15 protein-coding genes and 1 tRNA gene are annotated in these 18,309 nt (G+C 69.8%); 11 read left to right on the top strand and 5 right to left on the bottom strand.

The genetic code is table 11. From position 1 onward, the window contains the following. Positions 1-104 precede the first annotated feature (104 nt). Both ACFWDI_RS16675 and ACFWDI_RS16670 read right to left on the bottom strand, forming a co-directional pair. Positions 105-620 (bottom strand): FHA domain-containing protein, encoded by a 516-nt coding sequence (locus tag ACFWDI_RS16675; RefSeq protein ID WP_327324822.1) that lies wholly within the window; start codon positions 618-620, stop codon positions 105-107. 10 nt (positions 621-630) lie between these two features. Next, complete coding sequence (locus tag ACFWDI_RS16670; RefSeq protein WP_385304602.1) at positions 631-1,485, bottom strand: FhaA domain-containing protein; 855 nt, start codon at positions 1,483-1,485, stop codon at positions 631-633. Positions 1,486-1,803: 318 nt separating this feature from the next. On the opposite strand from ACFWDI_RS16670, the gene ACFWDI_RS16665 reads away from it, so the two are divergent. Continuing rightward, positions 1,804-1,887: transfer RNA gene (locus ACFWDI_RS16665), tRNA-Leu, on the top strand. Positions 1,888-2,404: 517 nt separating this feature from the next. On the opposite strand, the gene ACFWDI_RS16660 is transcribed toward ACFWDI_RS16665, so the two are convergent. Further along, positions 2,405-3,520 carry an isoafricanol synthase gene (locus ACFWDI_RS16660; RefSeq protein ID WP_385304601.1) on the bottom strand — a complete coding sequence of 372 codons (1,116 nt, stop codon included), beginning with the start codon at positions 3,518-3,520 and terminating at the stop codon, positions 2,405-2,407. Between the two features lie 340 nt (positions 3,521-3,860). Here ACFWDI_RS16660 and ACFWDI_RS16655 point away from each other — a divergent pair, with 340 nt between their 5' ends. The 6 genes from ACFWDI_RS16655 (at position 3,861) to ACFWDI_RS16630 (ending at position 12,767) form a co-directional block, all read left to right on the top strand. Beyond that, positions 3,861-6,791 (top strand): ATP-binding protein, encoded by a 2,931-nt coding sequence (locus ACFWDI_RS16655; protein WP_385304598.1) that lies wholly within the window; start codon positions 3,861-3,863, stop codon positions 6,789-6,791. 21 nt (positions 6,792-6,812) lie between these two features. Beyond that, complete coding sequence (locus ACFWDI_RS16650; RefSeq protein ID WP_385304596.1) at positions 6,813-6,968, top strand: hypothetical protein; 156 nt, start codon at positions 6,813-6,815, stop codon at positions 6,966-6,968. Between the two features lie 32 nt (positions 6,969-7,000). After that, positions 7,001-7,987 carry a D-cysteine desulfhydrase family protein gene (locus ACFWDI_RS16645; RefSeq protein ID WP_385304595.1) on the top strand — a complete coding sequence of 329 codons (987 nt, stop codon included), beginning with the start codon at positions 7,001-7,003 and terminating at the stop codon, positions 7,985-7,987. 180 nt (positions 7,988-8,167) lie between these two features. Next, a complete protein-coding gene (locus tag ACFWDI_RS16640) occupies positions 8,168-10,204 on the top strand; it encodes an APC family permease (RefSeq protein ID WP_385304593.1) in 2,037 nt (678 codons plus the stop codon). A 143-nt stretch (positions 10,205-10,347) separates the two neighbouring features. Further along, positions 10,348-12,042, top strand: a complete 1,695-nt coding sequence (locus ACFWDI_RS16635) for a sensor histidine kinase (RefSeq protein WP_385304591.1) — start codon at positions 10,348-10,350, stop codon at positions 12,040-12,042. A gap of 65 nt (positions 12,043-12,107) precedes the next feature. Next, positions 12,108-12,767 carry a response regulator transcription factor gene (locus ACFWDI_RS16630; protein ID WP_327328406.1) on the top strand — a complete coding sequence of 220 codons (660 nt, stop codon included), beginning with the start codon at positions 12,108-12,110 and terminating at the stop codon, positions 12,765-12,767. A 236-nt stretch (positions 12,768-13,003) separates the two neighbouring features. On the opposite strand, the gene ACFWDI_RS16625 is transcribed toward ACFWDI_RS16630, so the two are convergent. After that, complete coding sequence (locus tag ACFWDI_RS16625) at positions 13,004-13,618, bottom strand: FMN-dependent NADH-azoreductase (RefSeq protein ID WP_385304589.1); 615 nt, start codon at positions 13,616-13,618, stop codon at positions 13,004-13,006. A 121-nt stretch (positions 13,619-13,739) separates the two neighbouring features. Between ACFWDI_RS16625 and ACFWDI_RS16620 the strand changes: the two genes are divergently transcribed. From ACFWDI_RS16620 to ACFWDI_RS16605, 4 genes are all read left to right on the top strand, one after another. Then, positions 13,740-14,090, top strand: coding sequence for a helix-turn-helix domain-containing protein (locus ACFWDI_RS16620; protein ID WP_327328407.1), 351 nt, complete (start codon positions 13,740-13,742; stop codon positions 14,088-14,090). 123 nt (positions 14,091-14,213) lie between these two features. Continuing rightward, entirely contained in the window at positions 14,214-15,695 is a 1,482-nt protein-coding gene (locus ACFWDI_RS16615; protein WP_385304587.1) for a DUF2252 domain-containing protein, read from the top strand. A gap of 33 nt (positions 15,696-15,728) precedes the next feature. Beyond that, on the top strand, positions 15,729-16,562 hold the full coding sequence (locus tag ACFWDI_RS16610; protein WP_385304585.1) for a hypothetical protein: 834 nt from the start codon (positions 15,729-15,731) through the stop codon (positions 16,560-16,562). Positions 16,563-16,627: 65 nt separating this feature from the next. Continuing rightward, positions 16,628-16,972, top strand: a complete 345-nt coding sequence (locus tag ACFWDI_RS16605) for a rhodanese-like domain-containing protein (RefSeq protein ID WP_385304584.1) — start codon at positions 16,628-16,630, stop codon at positions 16,970-16,972. A gap of 28 nt (positions 16,973-17,000) precedes the next feature. Here the strand turns inward: ACFWDI_RS16605 and ACFWDI_RS16600 are convergent, their stop codons facing one another. Further along, on the bottom strand, positions 17,001-18,158 hold the full coding sequence (locus tag ACFWDI_RS16600; RefSeq protein ID WP_385304720.1) for an acyl-CoA dehydrogenase family protein: 1,158 nt from the start codon (positions 18,156-18,158) through the stop codon (positions 17,001-17,003). Between the last annotated feature and the right edge of the window lie 151 nt (positions 18,159-18,309).

The following is an 18,309-nucleotide window of genomic DNA, read 5'->3' as shown; positions in this document are numbered from 1 at the left end:
TACAGCCGGTCTCGAGCCACACTGCCCACCCTCCGGTCGGGAGCCCGTGCCGGTCCGCTGTCGGGACCGCTGCGGCTCGCTCGCTCCGCTCGCTCATTGTCGTACTACTTCCGCAGCTCGATGACGGTCTTGCCGATGCGGATCGGCGCGCCCAGCGGAATCGGTGTCGGGGTGGTGAGTCGGGTCCGGTCGAGATATGTGCCGTTGGTGGACCCGAGATCCTCGACGATCCACTGGCCGTCACGGTCCGGGTAGATCCTGGCATGCCGGCTGGACGCATAGTCGTCGTCCAGCACGATCGTGGAGTCGTGTGCCCGGCCCAGGGTGATGGTCTGGCCCTGCAGCGCCACCGTGGTGCCCGTGAGGGTGCCCTCGGAGACGACGAGTTTGCTGGGCGCACCGCGGCGCTGGCGGCCGCCGGTGGCCTGCTGGCGCTGCTGCGGTGGCGCAGCGGCCTGGCGCGTCTGCTGCGGACGCGCGTCGGCATTGCGGCGTGAGCCGCGCTGCGTGACGCGCGTACCGAACAGATCGCTTCGGATGACCTGAACGGCCACGATCACGAACAGCCACAGAACGGCCAGGAAACCTAGCCGCATGACCGTCAGGGTCAGCTCTGACATTGCCCCCGCTTCACCCTTCGGCTTGCCGGTAAACGATGGTGGTGCTGCCCACGACGATCCGCGAGCCGTCGCGGAGCGTAGCGCGGGTGGTGTGCTGCCCGTCTACCACGATGCCGTTGGTAGACCCGAGATCCTGGATCGTCGAGGGCGTTCCGGTCCGGATCTCACAGTGCCGGCGCGAGACGCCGGGGTCGTCGATCCGCACATCGGCGTCGGTGCTGCGACCCAGCACCAGCGTCGGGCGGGAGATCTGATGGCGGGTGCCGTTGATCTCGATCCAACGTCGTACTTGGGTGCTCGGCAGCGGTCCGGGACCGGGTGCCGGGCGTCGGTCCGCGACGGGCGCGGGGCCGGTGCGGCCGGCGCCCGGAGGGGGCGCGGCCGGCATGGGAGGTGCGGCGGTGGGCGGGTAGCCGTAGCCGCCGCGGGCGCCGCCCTGGGGGGCGGCGGGGCCGGGGCCTGCCGGAGCCCGTTCCGGGGACTGTGACGTACTCGACGCGAGAGTGCGGCTGCGCACCCGGTACAGACCGGTGTCGAGGTCGTCCGCCTTCTCCAGGTGGACCTTGATGGGTCCCATGAAGGTGTATCGCTGCTGCTTGGCGTAGTCGCGGACCAGTCCGGAGAGTTCGTCGCCGAGCTGGCCGGAGTACGGGCTCAGACGCTCGAAGTCGGGCGCGCTGAGCTCGACGATGAAATCGTTGGGTACGACGGTTCGCTCGCGGTTCCAGATCGTCGCGTTGTTGTCGCACTCGCGCTGGAGGGCGCCGGCGATCTCGACGGGCTGGACCTCGGACTTGAACACCTTGGCGAAGGTGCCGTTGACCAGACCTTCGAGTCGCTGCTCGAACTTCTTCAGGACTCCCATGGGGCACCTCCTCCGTCGTTGCCGTCCTGGTACTGCTTACTGATCGTATCCACGCGTCGGGAAATCGGCTGGTTCCCCTTGTCTGCCCCGTCGATGAGTGTCACCTCTCACACGGATCGTAGAGGCGGCCTTATGACAGTGTCCCGCACCCAGGGTGCACCCAGAAGGAGTGGGGGGCTGCCGCCCTCCGTTCCCTCTGTTCGCCGGCCGGGTCCGCCAAACAATCGGATGTGAATCCACCCTGTGCTGCGTGCTAATCTTCTGGAAGTCGCCAGGCGCTCGCACCGAACAGGTGGGGGACGGGCGGCAACACCCAATGCGCGGGTGGCGGAATAGGCAGACGCGCTGGATTCAGGTTCCAGTGCCCGAAAGGGCGTGGGGGTTCAACTCCCCCCTCGCGCACAAAGAGAAACCGGTGAAACGGGTCTCTGCCAGTGACGAAAGTCATGGTGGGGGCCCGTTTCTCGTTGTTCGGAGCGCGTAGCTGTCCGAACGTGGAGCGATTAGGGACGTTTTTACGTGAAAGAGCCCACACCGTGGCATACCTCACGATGCGGGCCCTGATCTTCAGATGATTCTCATCCGGTGCGACTGGGAGCTGATCGCCGGCCGGTCGGTGCGAGGCAGCCGTTGGGGGTCCAGCTGCCCAGTAGGGTCTCGACCCAATTCTTGATCTTCCTGCGGTTGGCCGAGCTGGTCGACCCGGTTAGTCATGGACGGCTTGCAGCCCCGGTCGCGGAGCCTGCTGTGAGGATCTTGAGCCCGTTGTGGGCAGGACGCCGGCCGGCTTGTCGAGGGAGACACCGAGGACGAGTGCGGGCAGGACGTCGGGGTTGTGGGGTGTTGTCGTCGAGGAGCACCTCGTCGAAGCGGGCGTCTCGGGCGACGGCGAAGGCTGAGTCGTACCCGAAGAGGCTGCTCAACTCTCCGTCGACGCGTTCCGCGTAACGCCTTCGGCCAAGGACTCGGCTGCCGTGGCGAGGTATGCCCAGGGCCGTTGCCGTCCGCCGCTCACGGCGGCGATCCCGGCCACGTCGTAGCGGGACGTCGCGAGCGACCAGGCGAGGTTGCCCGCCATCAGGTGACCCATGCCCTCCACATAGTGGTCGATGTGCCCGCGCACCTCCGCAGGCACACCCCGTTCGCTCAGCGTCCTGGGAAGGGTGGCGGCGAGCTGGGCGAATCGGGCCGTCCGCGCATTGGCGAGGGCGGCGATGCGCTCGACGGACCGCTCCAGGGAGCAACCCTCCTGTTGGCGGAGGACGATGACGCTGTTGTTCACATCCCCGGCGGCCAGTTCCTTGGCGAGCGAGACGATGTCGTTGACGAAGATCACCACATCGCCGGTGATCTCACGCATCTCCCGGAGTGGGGAAGAGTCGTGCAGCTCGTCCGGCAGGGTGTATCCGCCGCACCTCTCGGTGAAGTCGAGGCAGGGCTGTACGCCTATGGAGTCCCGCCGGACCTTGAGGAGCTGCTCAACAGAAGGCAGACGGTCGGCGTTCCGGTGGTGTGCTTCCCCTTGATAGGCGGCCATGTAGGCCTGCCAATGTGTACGGAACCGACGCTGCCAGCCGTACGGAGTACCTGCGGTGGCCCGGCGCCAGATGTCTCGGAAGCCCTGGACGAGCGGTGGGCCCGCCCTGCCGGGCACCGCGGGCGTGCCATCCGCCGTCATGGTCCGTACGAGGGTGGTCACCAAATGCTCGATCGCCGCGGGCCGCATCCCCAGCCGACCGTCGAACTGGTCGTCGAAGATGAAGAACCATGCGTTGAAGTCGGCCGCGAGCTCAAGGTTGTTGCCTGTGGCGTCGGGATAGAAGTACGCCATCAGTCGCTCGAGCCGCAGCGCGTCGTACTCTGCCGTCTCGGCCTCCCCCGTCAGCAAGCCCGTCTCCTGCAGCCACTGCAGTGTGTGTCGCCGTGCGCGCTCCGCGTGCGGGCTGAAGCGGGCAGGGAACGGAATCCTGATGGCCGCGGTGCGCCGGGTCGGGTCCGAGGGGACCGGGTGAAGGCCGGAAGGGCCGGAAGTCATCGTGTTCGCCATACGCACCCCCTGGGTGTCGCGGCGCATCCCACCGGCTCGGCGGTACTGGTCTGACGCGTTCTCGCCGCCCTACGAGGCTAGGCGCCGCATTGCCCGAGCGACCTAGAGCGACGGGTGTCATGTGGCGTGATACCGGCGTACGCGACCGCGTACGCGCCCCCTACGGAGGCGCATCGGGAGGTGGGGACAGAGGAACCGCCGTGCGGTTGCCGGTATTACCAGAATCCATTCGTCTCCGCGGGCAAGGCCTCCGCCGAGGACTACGGAACGTCTCGGCGGGCGTACGCTTCGCATACTTGGGGACGGACACGCGGCCGAAGGAACGGATGTGGCCTACACGGGAGACCGGCCGGGGCGACCGCGCCGACTGCTACTGGAACGTGACGCGGAACTCGCGGCACTGGATGCCCTGTTGACCGACCTGGGAGCGTCGTTCACCGGGCCGGTCGCACCCTGCACGGGCGGTTTGGTGGCCTTAGCCGGGCCGGCCGGACTCGGCAAGACCACACTCCTCACCGAGGTGCGCAGGAGGGCCGTGGCCCGCGGCTGCACGGTGCTCTTCGCCTGCGGAGGAGAGCAGGAGCAGGGCGTGGCATTCCATGTCGTACGCCAGCTCGTCCAGCCCGTACTTGCGGCAGGTTCCGAGAAGGAACACCGCAAGATGCTGGGCAGTTGGTACGACATCGTCGCCCCTGCTGTGGGTTTGGTGGCGGGGAACGGCAACGTCTCCCCCGATCCGCAGGGGGTGCGGGACGGCCTGGACTGGATCGCCACCCGCTTCGCCGTGCAGCACGCGCCGCTGGTGGTCATGCTGGACGACGCCCACTGGGCCGACGCCGAGTCGCTGGCCTGGCTCACCGGCTTCGCGCCGCGGGTCACCGAACTCCCGATGCTACTCGTCGTGGCCTACCGCTCCGATGAACTCCCCGTCGATGCGGTGGCGTTCGGCAAGCTGGCCGAACGCCTTGGATCGCGCCCCTTCGACCTCATTCCGCTCACCCCCGGCGGGGTCAGCCGCATCGTCCGGGAAACTCTGGGTGAGGAAGCCGATGAGGCGTTCTGCCGCGAGACCTGGGCAGTCACCGGAGGGAACCCCTTCGAGACCGTCGAACTGGTCGCCAAGGTCGCCGATCGCGGGCTGAAGCCGCAGGTCGTACACGTTCCCGAACTGCGGGAACTCGCCTCCGCGGTGAAGGGCGGCGGACTCGTGGAGCGGCTGGAACGGCTCGGCACCTCCGCCGTCCGGTTCGCCTGGAGTGCCGCCGTGCTGGGCTCCGAGGCATCCCGGAGCCTGGCCGCGAGCGTCGGGGGACTGGGCGAGGCCGAGTCCGCAGACGCCGTCGCCCGGCTGCGCGAGGCCCGCATCCTCGCCGAAGCAGCTCCGGACGCCGCCGAAGACGACCGTCTGGAGTTCTTCCACCCGCTGGTCGCCACCGCCGTCTACCGGGCGATTCCCGCGGCGTTCCGTGTCGCCATGCACGGCCAGGCCGCCGCGATCGTGTCGAGTGCGGGCCTGGGCGCCACCACGGCTGCCCGGCACCTGCTGGAGATGCACCCCGAGAGCGACCCTTGGGCCGTGCGACAGCTCCGCGAAGCCGCCCGCGAGTACCTCAGGGCAGGTGCTCCCGAGGCCGCCCGGCGCTGCCTCGCCCGGGCGCTCCGCGAGCCACCCGCCCTGGAGGAGCGGGCCGACCTCCTCTTCGAACTCGGCTGCTCCGCCCTGCTGACCGAACCCGCGACCACGGTCAACCATCTGCGGGCCGCACTGGACGAGCCCGTCCTGGACCCGGCACTGCGCGAGGCAATCGTCTACCGGCTGGCACAGGCCCTCGGCCACTCGGACCGGATGGCCGAGGCCGCCGTGACGGTTGCCGAAGCTGCCCGGGGGGCCACCGACACAAGCACGCGGCTGCGCATGCAGGCGGAGCAGTTCATGTGGAATGCCTTCCGGGCCGACGAACAGGACTCGCCCGCCCGCTCGCGCAAGCTGGCCCGGCTCGCCGAGCACCTCACCGGCCGGGGCATCGCGGAGCGCTACATCCTGGGGCTGCGCGCCTGGGACGCCATGGTGCGCGGCGAGCCTGCGGCCACCGCGCTCCACTACGCGGAAGAAGCCCTCGGCGAGGGCCTCAAGTGGACCGACGAGCAGTGGGGTTTCGAGGTCCCGGTCCTGGTCGCTCTCACCTTCATGTACTGCGACCAGCCCGGACGAGCGGAGGAACTCTTCAACGGGGGCATCGCGGAATGCGAGAGCAAGGGCTGGCGCGGCGCCCATCTCTCGTTCGGTTACACGCTTCTGGGCTATATCCGCCATCGTCGCGGACGCCTTGACGAGGCCGAGACCCTGGTCCGCGCCGGACTGCGGATCGCGGACAGGGTCGGGCGCCAGGTGCCCGCACAGTACTTCGCCATCGGCATCCTCATCGAGATCCTGCTCGCCCGCGGTCGCACCCGGGACGCCCAAGAACTCGCCACCACGTACAGCTACGGCGAGGTCGTGCCCAGCGCCGTGGTGTACCCGGACTCCCAGACCGTCTACGGCGAGCTGCTGCTCGCCTTGGGCATGCGGCGGGAAGCTGAGCAGCAGCTCGTCCGGGTCGGCGAGCGGCTCGAACCGCGCGGCATGCGCAACCCCGCCTGGTGCCCCTGGCAGCTCCACCTGGCCCAGGCACTGGAAGCCTCCGACCCGGAACGGGCGCTCGAGCTCGCCTCCGAAGGTGTTCGCAGGGCCCGCCGATTCGGTACCCAGTCCGCCATCGGGCAGGCGTTGCGTGCCATGGCGTCGGTGACCCACGGTGCGGAGCGGGTCACCCTGCTGGCCGAGGCTGTCGTACATCTCGAGCGCTCCCCTTCCGGCTATGACCTGGCGTGTGCGCTGGTGGACCACGGCGTCGCACTGCGCCGTGCCGGGCTGCCGCAGGGCGCCGCCGAGCAGCTTCACCGTGGACTGGAAGGCGCCGTGCAGGGCGGGGCCGACGCCCTCGCGGCGCGGGCCCGCGAGGAGCTGGACGCCGCCGGTCTGTGGCCGCTCCAGCTGCGCACCGCGGCCACGGAGTCGCTCACCGCGCAGGAGCGGACAGTGGCCGAATGGGCCGCTCGCGGGTGGTCGAACGCCCGCATCGCCGAGGCGCTGGGTGCCCAGGAGCAGATGGTGACCCGGCTGCTTTCGGACATCTATCGCAAGGTCGGCTCCGATCAGGCGGGATTGCCGAGGCTGATCGGGATGCAGGGGGGTGCGTCGCCGACACCGCATGACTGAGCCGTTCGCGTGCGGAGCCAGGTGTCCCTTTCGCCGGCCCGTACGGTGAAGATGAAGGCCCGTACGGTGAAGATGAAGAGGGACTTCTCGAGCCCGGCGAGCAACGCCCGCCGCGACCGGGAAACCCTCGGGGCCGAGCACGCCTTCTCGCTCCTCACCCGTTCCGTACCGGTGTGAGCCCAGGAGCATCGCGGAAAAGGTTGGTGACGATGACCTCCGACGGCCGAACCCCGCAACGGGCCACGCTCGGCACGTGGCCGACCCCGCTCGAACCCATGCCGCGGCTGGCCGGTGCACTCGGCCTCAACCCGGACGATCTGTCGATCAAACGCGACGACCTCACCGGCTTGGGCGGCGGCGGCAACAAGATCCGCAAACTTGAATGGCTCTGCGGCGCGGCACTGGCCGACGGCGCGACGACCCTTGTGACCACCGGCGCGCCGCAGAGCAACCACGCGCGGCTGACCGCGGCAGCCAGCGCCCGGCTGGGGCTCGACGTCGTACTCGTGCTCGCCGGCTCCCCCGGCTCGTCGGCCTCCGGCAACCTCGCCCTCGACGGGCTCTTCGGCGCCACGGTCGTGTGGGCCGGTGCCGTCGACGCCGAGGCCCTCCGCTCCGCCGCCGAGCAGGTGGCGGAGCAGCTGCGACGGCGCGGCGCTGTCCCCGCGCTCATCCCCTTCGGTGGTTCGAGCGTGCTCGGTGCGCGCGGGTACGTCGAATGCGGACGCGAACTCCTCACCCAAGCTCCCGACTTGGCGACTGTGGTCGTCGCTCTCGGCTCCGGTGGCACCATGGCCGGCCTGGTCGACGTGCTGGGTCCCGCGCGCGTCCTCGGCGTCCACTGCGGTGCCGTCACCGACCCCGCCCGGACCGTGTCCGAACTGGCCTCCGGCCTGTCCGGCACGCACCGCGCGCCGGAGGAACTCAGGCTCCGGCTCGACCAGGTCGGCGACGGTTACGGTGTTCTGACCGAGCGGGTCATGGCCGCGATGACGCTGGCCGCACGCACCGAAGGCATCGTGCTCGACCCGATCTACACCGGACGCGCGATGGCCGGCCTGATCGCAGCGACCGAAGACGGCGACATCGTTCCTGGACAGCGCACGATCCTTCTGCACTCGGGCGGCCTGCCCGGACTCTTCGGCCACCCGGCGACGCTCGCGCAGGCGGAAGCCGCACTCACCGTCGGAGGCTAGGTCCCGGGCTGCTCGAAAGGCAGTGACGGCCGGTCGGTCGTGACTCCCTGCTCCGGGCGGCCGCTGTGGGATCCATTGCGTCATATGTACGCAGTGGTAGGGAATCCTAACGAGTTCTTGATGCCTGTCCCCCTATCGGAGTCCCGCTGTTGAGCAGGTGGCGCGGCTTACGCTCGCGCCGTGTTCAACGTGACAGCGATTCTCAAGCGGCTGGTCATCGGCCGGGCCATGCGCAGTGAGGAGCTGGGCGAGACGCTGCTGCCCAAGCGCCTCGCCCTGCCGATCTTCGCTTCCGACCCGCTGTCCTCGGTGGCTTATGCCACCCAGGAGATCCTGCTGGTGCTCACCCTCGGCGGGCTGGCCTATCTGCATTTCACGCCGTGGATCGCGGCCGCGGTCGTCGCGCTGATGACGGTGGTGGTGCTCTCCTACCGCCAGGTCGTGCACGCCTACCCGAGCGGCGGCGGATCGTACGAAGTCGCCTCGACGAACCTGGGCCCCTCCGCCGGCCTGGTGGTCGCCGCCTCGCTGCTGGTCGACTACGTGATGACCGTGGCCGTCTCGGTCGCCTCCGGGGTCGATAACGTCATCTCGGCCGTGCCCGCCCTGGTCGACCATCGGGTGTTGATGGCGCTCATCTTCGTCGCACTCCTGACCGCGATGAACCTGCGCGGCGTGCGTGAATCCGGCCAGACGTTCGCCGCTCCGACGTATCTGTTCATCGGCGGCGTGCTGATCATGGTCGGCACCGGCCTGCTCCGCTACCTGCTCGGCGACGCACCGGTGGCCGAGAGCGCTGCGTACGGCATCAAGCCGGAGCCCGGGGACGCGAACCTGGCGGGACTGGCCCTGGTGATGCTCGTCCTGCGCGCGTTCTCCAGCGGCTGTACGGCGCTGACCGGTGTGGAGGCGATCTCCAACGGTGTGCCGGCGTTCCGCAAGCCCAAGTCACACAACGCGGCGGCCACCCTGGCCGCGATGGGCATTATCGCCATCACCATGTTCGTCGGCGTCACCACCCTCGCCATCGTCGCCAAGGTGCACATCACCGACGATGCCTGCCGGCTCACCGGTCTGACCGGCGACTGCTCCTCGTACACCCAGCGCACCGTCATCGCCCAGCTCGCGGCCTCCGTCTTCGGCGGCGAGACCAGCGTCGGCTTCTACTTCATCCAGGCAGCCACCGCCCTGGTCCTGATCCTCGCCGCGAACACCGCCTTCAACGGCTTCCCGCTGCTCGCCTCGATCCTCGCCCAGCACCGCTATCTGCCGCGCCAGTTGCACAACCGCGGCGACCGGCTCGCCTTCTCCAACGGAATCCTGGCCCTGGCGATTGTGGCCGGTCTGTTGCTGTGGGCGTACAAGGCGGATGTCACCAGCCTCATCCACCTCTACATCCTGGGCGTGTTCACCTCCTTCACGCTCTCCCAGACCGGCATGGTCCGGCACTGGAACCGTGAACTGCGCACCGAGCCCGACCCCGCCACGCGCCGTCGGCACCAGGTGGCCAGGATCATCAACGCCACCGGCGCGGTCATCACCTGCCTCGTCCTGGTGATCGTGCTGGCCACCAAGTTCACCCAGGGCGCCTGGCTGGCGGTGCTCGCCGCGATCATCCTGTTCGTGATGATGCGGGGCATCCGACGTCACTACGACGCCATCGCGGCCGAACTGGCGGTCACCGACCCGCGCAGCGAGATGAAGCCGCCCTCCCGCGTGGTGGCCATCGTGCTGGTCTCCACCATCCACAAGCCCACCCTGCGGGCGCTGGCCTACGCCCGCGCCTTCAGGCCGGACCGCCTGGAAGCACTCACCGTCGCGGTCGACCGAGAGCAGGCCAACGCGCTCCAACGCCAGTGGGAGGACTACGAAATCCCGGTGCCGCTCAAGGTCCTCGACTCCCCGTACCGAGAGATCACACGGTCGGTCATGGAGTACGTCCGTTCCATCCGGCGCGACAGCCCGCGGGACGTCGTCGCGGTCTTCATCCCCGAGTACGTCGTCGGCCACTGGTGGGAGGCCCTGCTGCACAACCAGTCCGCACTGTGGCTCAAGAGCCGCCTGCTCTTCACCCCCGGCGTCATGGTCACCAGCGTTCCCTGGCAGCTCACTTCCTCCGCCCACGCCGACCACCCGGCCGCCCGTGCTCCTGGCTCGGTCCGCCGCGGAGAACCCGTCAAGCCCCACAAGAGCGAAGACATCAGCACACATCAGTAACCGGGCGGGCTTCAGTGACCGGGCCGCACCAGCAACCGGGCGGCTTCAGCAACGGGGCAGGCATCGGCTGAGCGACGTTCGTCGCTGCCGCGTGCGACGAAAGTGGGCCGTGGACGGCGGGGTTCGTTGCTTAGGGTTCGGGCGTGAACGCGTCATCGAAGTTCCGGGCCGGTTGGCAGTGGCTGGCGGCGCCCGAGTTGTGGTCGCGGCGGCGGACCGCCGGCGAGGCGGTGCTCGCGCTGGTGCTCGGCCTCATGGCGGCAGGAACCGAGGAACTGCTGGGCAGCGAGGGGCTGCGGCTGCTCGCCGTGGGAGCGGCGGCCGCGGTGCTGTCGCTGCTGCGGCGGCGGATGCCCGCGCCGGTGCTGGTGGTGACGAGTGCGCTGGCTTCGCTGCTGAACGGCTTCGCCCCGCTGCTGATGGTCGTGGGGTGGTCGGCGGGTCGCAGGATCGTGGGTGCCGGGCGGACGCTGGCGGCGTTCACCATCGCGTACGTCCTCTTTGACGCCATCGCGCTCCTGGACTCCTGGTCGCAGCAGGCACCGATGAGCCTCGTGCTGTTCACCACCCTGTACTTCCTGGCGACGACGGTCGTACCGGGTCTGGCCAGCCGGTACTGGACGCAGCGCAGGACCCTGCTGCATGCGCTGCAGCAGCGCAATGCCCAGCTGCTGCGTGAGCACGCGATGGTGGCCGGGCAGGCGCGGCTGCGTGAGCGGCAGCGGATCGCGCAGGACATGCACGACAGCCTCGGCCACCAGCTGGCGCTGATATCCGTGCACACCGGGGCGCTGGAGGTGGACCCCGAGCTGACGCTGCGGCAGCGGGAGGTGGTCGGGGTGCTGCGGGGCGCCTCGGTGACCGCGATGCATGAGCTGCGTGAGGTCGTCGGAATTCTGCGGGACGGGGTCGAAGGGCCCGCGCCGGTGGACGAGTCGGGGCGGTCCGCGCGCGGGACGGCCGGGATCGAGGGGCTCGTCGAGGCGGCGCGGGTGGCGGGGAACACGGTGGAGCTGCGGCGTACGGGCGAGGTGCGGCCGCTCGCCGCGGCGGCCGACCATGCGGCGTACCGCATTGTGCAGGAGGCGCTGACCAATGCGTACAAGCACGCTCCCGGCGCGCCGATCGGTGTGGAGCTGCGGTACGAGCCGGACTCGTTCGTCGTCGAGATCATCAATGGGGCGGCTGGGGGCGTGGCGCCGGGCGAGGTGGTCAGCGGCGGGCAGGGGCTGACCGGGCTGCGTGAGCGGGCCCGGCTGGTCGGCGGCATGGTGCATGCGGGGCCGGCTCACGGCGGGGGTTTCCGGGTGGCGGGGGTGCTGCCGTACGGGGTGGTGGAGGCGGCGCCGTTCGTCGCCGCGGAGGACGACTTCCGCCAGCAGTCGCCGATGGCCGCTCTCGGGAACGGTGCTCCGGTCATGGACTGGAGTGTCTCCGAGCGGGAGCTGGCGATGGCCGGCCGCGACCGGAGCAGGGGCGGCGGGTGGGCGCTGGGGTGCGGAATCGCGCTGGCGGCCCTGGTGGTGCTGGTGGTTGCCGGTATCTTCGGGCTGTTCTTCCTGGTGGGGGCGGCAAACAAGGGGATGATCGACCCGGAGGAGTACGAGCGAGTGCAGATCGGGGCGGACGAGGACGAGGTTCGCGACCAGCTGCCGAGCGGGGACACGATCGCGACGACCGGGCTGGCCGGGACGGGTCCGAAGGAGCCGGCGGGCTCTGAGTGCCTGGTGCTGATGTCCTCGGAGGTGGGGGACAACTTCGACACCGAGCCGGTGTTCCGGTTCTGCTTCAAGGGCGGCAAGCTGATCGAGAAGCAGACCTACGAGGTCAGCCGGTAGGCGGGGCGAGGCGCAGAGAGGCGCAGCGAGGCGCAGCGAGGCGCGGTGTGGAAGTGGGGGTGGATGTGACGGGGTCGCCGATACGGGTCGTCGTCGCTGATGACGAGCCGCTGATCAGGGCCGGGATCCGGATGATCCTCACCTCGGACCGCGGGATCGAGGTTGTGGCGGAGGCGGCGAACGGCCGTGAGGCGATCGATCTGGCCCGTTCGCACAGCGCCGATGTGGTGCTGCTCGACATCCAGATGCCGGTGATGGACGGGCTCACCGCGCTGGGGGAGCTGCGCAGGGCTCTCCCCGCGGCGCGGGTGATCGTACTGACGACCTTCGGTGAGCGGGAGAACGTACTGCGGGCGCTGGAGTGCGGGGGCGCGGGGTTTCTGCTGAAGGACACGGCGCCCGCGGAATTGATCCGAGCGGTACGGGCGGCGGCTGCGGGCGATGCCTATCTCTCCCCCGGCGCGACCCGGCATGTGGTGGACCAGCTGGCCTCGGGGCGGGCGGCGGCGCGCGGTGAGGAGGCACGGGCGCGGGTGGCAGGGTTGAGCGGGCGTGAGCGGGAGGTGCTGGCGCTGCTCGGGGAGGGACTGTCCAACGCTGACGCCGGTCGGCGGCTGCATATGAGCGAGGCCACGGTGAAGACGTACGTGAGCCGGATCCTGGCGAAGCTGGAGTGCGAGAACCGGGTGCAGGCGGCGCTGCTGGCGCGCGACGCGGGGCTGTGAGACTGGCTCGCGAAGGGGTACGGGGGCGGTGAGCGCTGGCTCGCGACGCGGTACGGGGCGGTGAGCCGGGGATGCCGATCAGGGGACGCTGATCGCCGGAGGCTCATCGCCGGATGCCGATCGGGCGCTCGTGAACGACGTTTCACGTGGAACATGCGTGTTCGCCGCTTCACGCGAAACGCCCGCGGAGGTGTATCCGTCCATCCCCCGCGGGCGCGCGTGTTCGGTCTGCGTGATCAGGCGGCGAGGCGCGCGGCCAGGTCCTTGCCCTTCTGGGCGGCCTCGTCCAGTGCCTTGGTGCGGGACGCGTCGGCGAGCGGTATGAGCTCGGCCATCTCCGGCCTGGAGCGAGCCAAAGTCAGCTCGGGGACGATGAAGTCGACCTCGGCACCGAGCATGCCGGTGAACACCTTCTCCAGGTAGTTCTGGACGAACTCGAAGTCCTCGCGCGGGGTACCGGGGGCGTATGAGCCGCCGCGGCTGGCGACGATGGTCACCGGGGTGCCGGCCACCGGGCCGTCGGGGACGCCCGCGTTGTGACCCACGACGATCACCTGGTCGAGCCATGCCTTGAGGGTCGACGGGATCGTGAAGTTGTACATCGGTGCGCCGATCAGAACGGCGTCTGCCGCGTTGAGCTCGGCGGCGAGCTCGGCGCGCAGTGCGTCGTCGACGCCCGCTGAGGCGGCGGCGAAGTCCAGGTGGGGCACGGGGGCGGCGGCGAGGTCACGGTAGACGACCTTGCCGTCGGGGTGCTGCTCCTGCCAGGCCTGGACGAAGGCTGCGGTGGTGTCGCGGGAGGCCGAGCCCTGGGGGAAGACGGCGGAGTCGAGATGCAGCAGCGTGGCCATGAGGTGCTCCAGGGGGTGCGTGTCACTGAAATTCCGTATGTACCTATGGATAGCATAGTCACTTATTTTTTGTAAGTCCCTTGTGCTGGCGCAGTACTCTGGGGGTATGGCTGAACGGGGCATGGCTGAACACAGCGAGGAAGCGTGCAAGAAGGTCGATGGGGGCATCACCCGCGTCTTCGAGCTGCTCGGCAAGCGCTGGACCGGGCCGATCGTCTCCGTGCTGATGCAGCACGCGGTGCATTTCGCGGAGCTGAGGCGGGCCATTCCGGGCATCAGTGAGCGCATGCTCTCGGACCGGCTGACCGAGCTGGGGGCGGCGGGGCTGGTTGTGCGGGAGGTCGACGAAGGGCCGCCGCTGAGGGTCGCGTACCGGCTGACCGAGGCCGGGGCTGCGATGGAGCCCGCGCTCAAGGAGCTGGCGCTGTGGGCGGAGACGCATCTGGGGCACACCGGCAAGAGCGGCTGCTGAGCCCGATCGGAGCTGCTCCCCACGTTGTCCACAGGGGGAGACGGCTGTCGGCCGGCAGCGGTACGGTCTTTGGCAGTTGATGTTGAAGTTGATGTCGTACGACGACGGGGGAGGCAGCGCTTCATGAGCGAGGCTGAGGCGGTGACGCCGGTGCAGCAACCGGAGTCGGGCGGTGTCGGGGCCGATGGCGGCAACGGGCGCATTCCGATGGTGGCCGGCTTTGCGCGGCGTACGGCGGCGGGGCCGGCCGGCGCTCCAAGTGCTGTGCAGTCGCCGAAGGAGAAGGGCAAGGCGCTGCGGGACCGGATCCCGCGGTCCTCGCACGACTCGCTGGTGCTCGCCGTGGAGCGGCCCGGCGCGATCCAGGCCGTCGAGGAGTCCAGCCGGGGCCGGGTGCCGGAGCTCACACCGATACGGGTGGGGCGGATGGCCGCCACGCCCTTCGCCTTTCTGCGCGGCTCGGCCGGGCTGATGGCCCATGACCTGGTGGGCACGCCGGTCACCGGGGTGAGCGCGCAGATCTGCGGTGATGCGCACGCGGCGAACTTCGGGCTGTACGGCGACGCGCGCGGCCGCCTCGTCATGGATCTGAACGACTTCGACGAGACCGTCGTCGGCCCGTGGGAGTGGGACCTCAAGCGGCTCGCGGTCTCACTGGTGCTGGCAGGGCGTGTGGCGGGTGCGGACGAAACCGTCTGCCGGGCGGCAGCGTTCGACGCTGTGGGCGCGTACCGGCGCACCATGCGGCTGCTGGCGAAGCTGCCGGCGCTCGACGCGTGGAACGCCATCGCCGACGAGGAGCTCGTTTCCCACACGGACGCGCGGGATCTGCTCGGCACCCTGGAGCGGGTCTCGGCGAAGGCTCGTAACAACACGAGTGCGCGCTTCGCCGCCAAGGCGACGGAGGAGTGCGGCGACGGCGGACGGCGCTTCGTGGACGCGCCACCGGTGCTGAGGCGGGTGCCGGACGCGGAGGCGGCGGCTGTTGCCTCCGCACTCGCGGAGTACCTGGCCACCGTGTCGGAGGACCGGCAGCCGCTGCTCGCGCGCTACACGGTTCATGACGTGGCCTTCCGGGTGGTGGGGACCGGGAGCGTCGGCACCAGGTCGTATGTGGTGCTGCTGCTCGACCACCGGGGAGAGGCACTGGTGCTCCAGGTGAAGGAGGCGCGGGCCTCGGCACTGCTGCCCTATCTGACGGCCGCCGGGTTCGCGGTCGCGGATGTGGAGCACGAGGGGCGCCGGGTGGTGCTCGGCCAGAAGCGGATGCAGGTGGTCAGCGACATCCTGCTGGGCTGGACGACGGTGGACGGACGGCCGTTCCAGGTACGGCAGTTCAGGAACCGCAAGGGCAGTGTGGACCCGGCGGCGCTCGCGCCGGACCAGGTCGACGACTACGGGCGGATGACCGGCGCGCTGCTCGCCAGGGCGCATGCGCACAGTGCCGACCCGCGGCTGATCGCCGGGTACTGCGGCAAGAACGAGGAGCTCGACGAGGCGGTGGCCGGCTTCGCCATGACCTACGCGGACCGTACGGAAGCGGACCACGAGGAGCTCCTGGCGGCGGTCAAGAACGGTCGGATAGCCGCTGAGCTGGGGGTGTGACGGGGTGCTCCGCCGCGCCCGTAGGCTGGACGGGTGACCCAGGATGCACCCGGGGGGCCGACGACCCGGAACGACGAAGAGCAGGACGCGCAGACGCGGCCCGAGGCCCGGCTGGCGAAAGCGGTGCGCGCGGCCGAGCAGGCGCTGATCGAGTTCGAGATCGCACTGGAGACGTTCCGGGTGGAGGTGGAGAACTTCTCCCGGCTGCATCACCAGAGGCTCGGTCCGATGTATGCGCGCCTGGACGAGCTGGACGCCCAGATCGCGGAGGCCCGGGCCGCCGCCACCGGCGACCCGGAGGATCTGCGCAAGGCGCAGGAGGCGCGGGCCATGGTGATGCCCATGCCCGGCGTCGACGAGCTCTTCCACGACTGGATGGATTCCGACGGCCTGTCCCCCGAGGCTGCCGCGATGCTGAACGATCAGCCCGTACGGGCGCCGAAGCGGGTGCGGCCGAGCGAGGAGGCACGCAAGCTCTACCGCGAGCTGGCGCGCAAGGCGCATCCGGATCTGGCCCAGGACGAGACGGAGCGGGCGCGGCGTGATGAGTTCATCACGCGGGTGAACGCCGCATACGCGCTCGGGGACGCGGCGATGCTGAAGGAGCTGGCCGAGGAGTGGGCGGCCGGGCCCGTGCCTCCGGAGCAGCAACTCAGCGAGAGTGAGGAGCTCTACGCCCGGCTCGAGTGGCTGTCGCAGCGCAAGGAGCTGCTGACCGCGGTCGCCCAGGAGCTGGAAGAGAGCGCGATCGGCGCCATGCTGCGGATGGCGCCGGACGACCCTGACCGGCTGCTGGAGGACATCGCCGAGCAGCTGCTGGCACAGGTCGCCGAGCGTGAGGCGGAACTGTCCGGACTGGTGGAGTAGGTTGCCTGAGGCTTTCCAGAAAGCCTCAGGACCCTGCAGCGTACGTACGAGAGAAGGCATGACCCATGAATTTCGCCCCGCTGCCCTCGGTGGACGTCGCGGCGGTACCGTCCGGCGGTCTGGTGCTGGACGTCCGGGAGAACGACGAGTGGGCGGCCGGGCACGTCGAAGGCGCGCTGCACGTCCCCATGAGCGACTTCGTGGCCCGCTTCGGTGACGTGACCGAGGCGGTTGCCGACGGCCGCCGGGCGTATGTGATGTGCCGCGTCGGCGGCCGGTCCGCGCAGGTCACGCAGTATCTGGTGCAGCAGGGCATTGACGCCGTGAACATCGACGGCGGCATGCTCGCCTGGGAGGGCGCCGGACGCCCGATGGTCACTGACAACGGCGGCCCGGCTTCCGTCCTCTGAGGTTCCCAGCTCGTACGCCGGTGAGCCGCTAGCCGAGGGGGTGGGCGGCCAGCAGGTCGCCGAGGGCCTCCTCATGAGCCGCGGCCGGACCGAGCGAGAGCTCGAGCTGCTTGGCCCATGCGTGGTAGCGGTGCAGTGGATAGTCGGTGTCCGCGCCGAAGCCGCCGTGCAGATGCTGAGCGGTCTGGACGACACGGCGTACGCCCTCCGAGGCCCAGATCTTCGCCACCGCGACATCGCCGGCCACAGGCAGCGGGCCGCCGACCCCCGGGCCATGGGGCGACGGGGTCAATCTCCAGGCCGCCTGCCAGAGGGTCGCTTCCATCGAGCGGAGATCTATATAGCGGTCGGCTGCCTGGACGGCGACGGCCTGGAACGTCGCGACCGGGAAGCCGAACTGCTCGCGCTTGCCGGTGTATGCACTCGTCATGGAGAGCACGCCCTCGCCGAGTCCGAGCGCGAGTGCGCAGGTCCCGGTGGCGAGGAGCTGGCGCAGCCATTCCCAGGCGCCCTCGGCGTCGATCAGTTCGCTGCTGTCGATCCGCACGAAGTCCAGGCTGACCTCGGCAAAGCGCTCGCCGCTGGTGGAGATCTGCTCGGCGAGAGCGAGGCCTTCCCGGTCCCGGGGGACCAGGGCGAACACGGCATGGCCTTCACCGGTGTGTGCCGGCACGGCGATCCGGTCCGCGGACTGCGCCCAGGGCACGCCTGTCTGCACGCCGTCGAGGACCCAGCCGTCCCTGTGCTCGCTGTCCCGGCGTGCGGTGACGGCGAGCTCGGCGGGGTCATGGCCGGTGCGGCCGTTGGCGCCGACGGTGAGCACCAGCTCGCCGCGGCCGATCCGGGGGAGTATCTCGTCGCTCAACTCCGCCCTGCCGTAACGCTCTACGGCCATGGCGACCGCGCTCGTCTCCAGCAACGGCACCCGTGCCAGCACCTTCGCGGACTCCCGCAGCACCAGGCAGAGCGCTATGGGGTCCAGGCCGGCCCCGCCGTGTTCCGGCGACAGAACCAGACTCAGCAGATCGGTGTCCGCGAGCTTGGCCCACAGAGGCCTGTCGAATTCCTCGGCCACCGCGCCCGGAGTGAGCGCGGGGCTCGGCACTCCGTCCGGCGCGACGCCCGAGAAGACCGCCTTGGCTGCCTCGACGGCCGCCTGCTGCTCCTCGGTGAAGGTGAAGTCCACTGCCTGTCCTCCCATGCACCGGCGCTGCCCGAATCCCTACCTGACGGACCGTCAAGATAGAACACGTTCTTGAAAAAGAACACAGCCCGGAAAAGGACAGGGCCTCGAAGTGAACGACAGCGAGGTCAGAGGCTCAGTGATTGTCGGTGGT

Source organism: Streptomyces sp. NPDC060064, from assembly GCF_042736455.1.
Taxonomy (GTDB): domain Bacteria; phylum Actinomycetota; class Actinomycetes; order Streptomycetales; family Streptomycetaceae; genus Streptomyces.
This window is presented reverse-complemented; position numbering and strand designations above follow the sequence as displayed.

Excerpts from the sequence above, each read along its gene's own strand:
- ACFWDI_RS16620 (WP_327328407.1), top strand. The coding sequence starts at position 13,740 with ATGGCTGAACACAGCGAGGAAGCGTGCAAGAAGGTCGATGGGGGCATC.
- ACFWDI_RS16670 (WP_385304602.1), bottom strand. The coding sequence starts at position 1,485 with ATGGGAGTCCTGAAGAAGTTCGAGCAGCGACTCGAAGGTCTGGTCAAC.
- ACFWDI_RS16625 (WP_385304589.1), bottom strand. The coding sequence starts at position 13,618 with ATGGCCACGCTGCTGCATCTCGACTCCGCCGTCTTCCCCCAGGGCTCG.
- ACFWDI_RS16660 (WP_385304601.1), bottom strand. The coding sequence starts at position 3,520 with ATGACTTCCGGCCCTTCCGGCCTTCACCCGGTCCCCTCGGACCCGACC.
- ACFWDI_RS16605 (WP_385304584.1), top strand. The coding sequence starts at position 16,628 with ATGAATTTCGCCCCGCTGCCCTCGGTGGACGTCGCGGCGGTACCGTCC.
- ACFWDI_RS16615 (WP_385304587.1), top strand. The coding sequence starts at position 14,214 with ATGAGCGAGGCTGAGGCGGTGACGCCGGTGCAGCAACCGGAGTCGGGC.
- ACFWDI_RS16645 (WP_385304595.1), top strand. The coding sequence starts at position 7,001 with ATGACCTCCGACGGCCGAACCCCGCAACGGGCCACGCTCGGCACGTGG.
- ACFWDI_RS16675 (WP_327324822.1), bottom strand. The coding sequence starts at position 620 with ATGTCAGAGCTGACCCTGACGGTCATGCGGCTAGGTTTCCTGGCCGTT.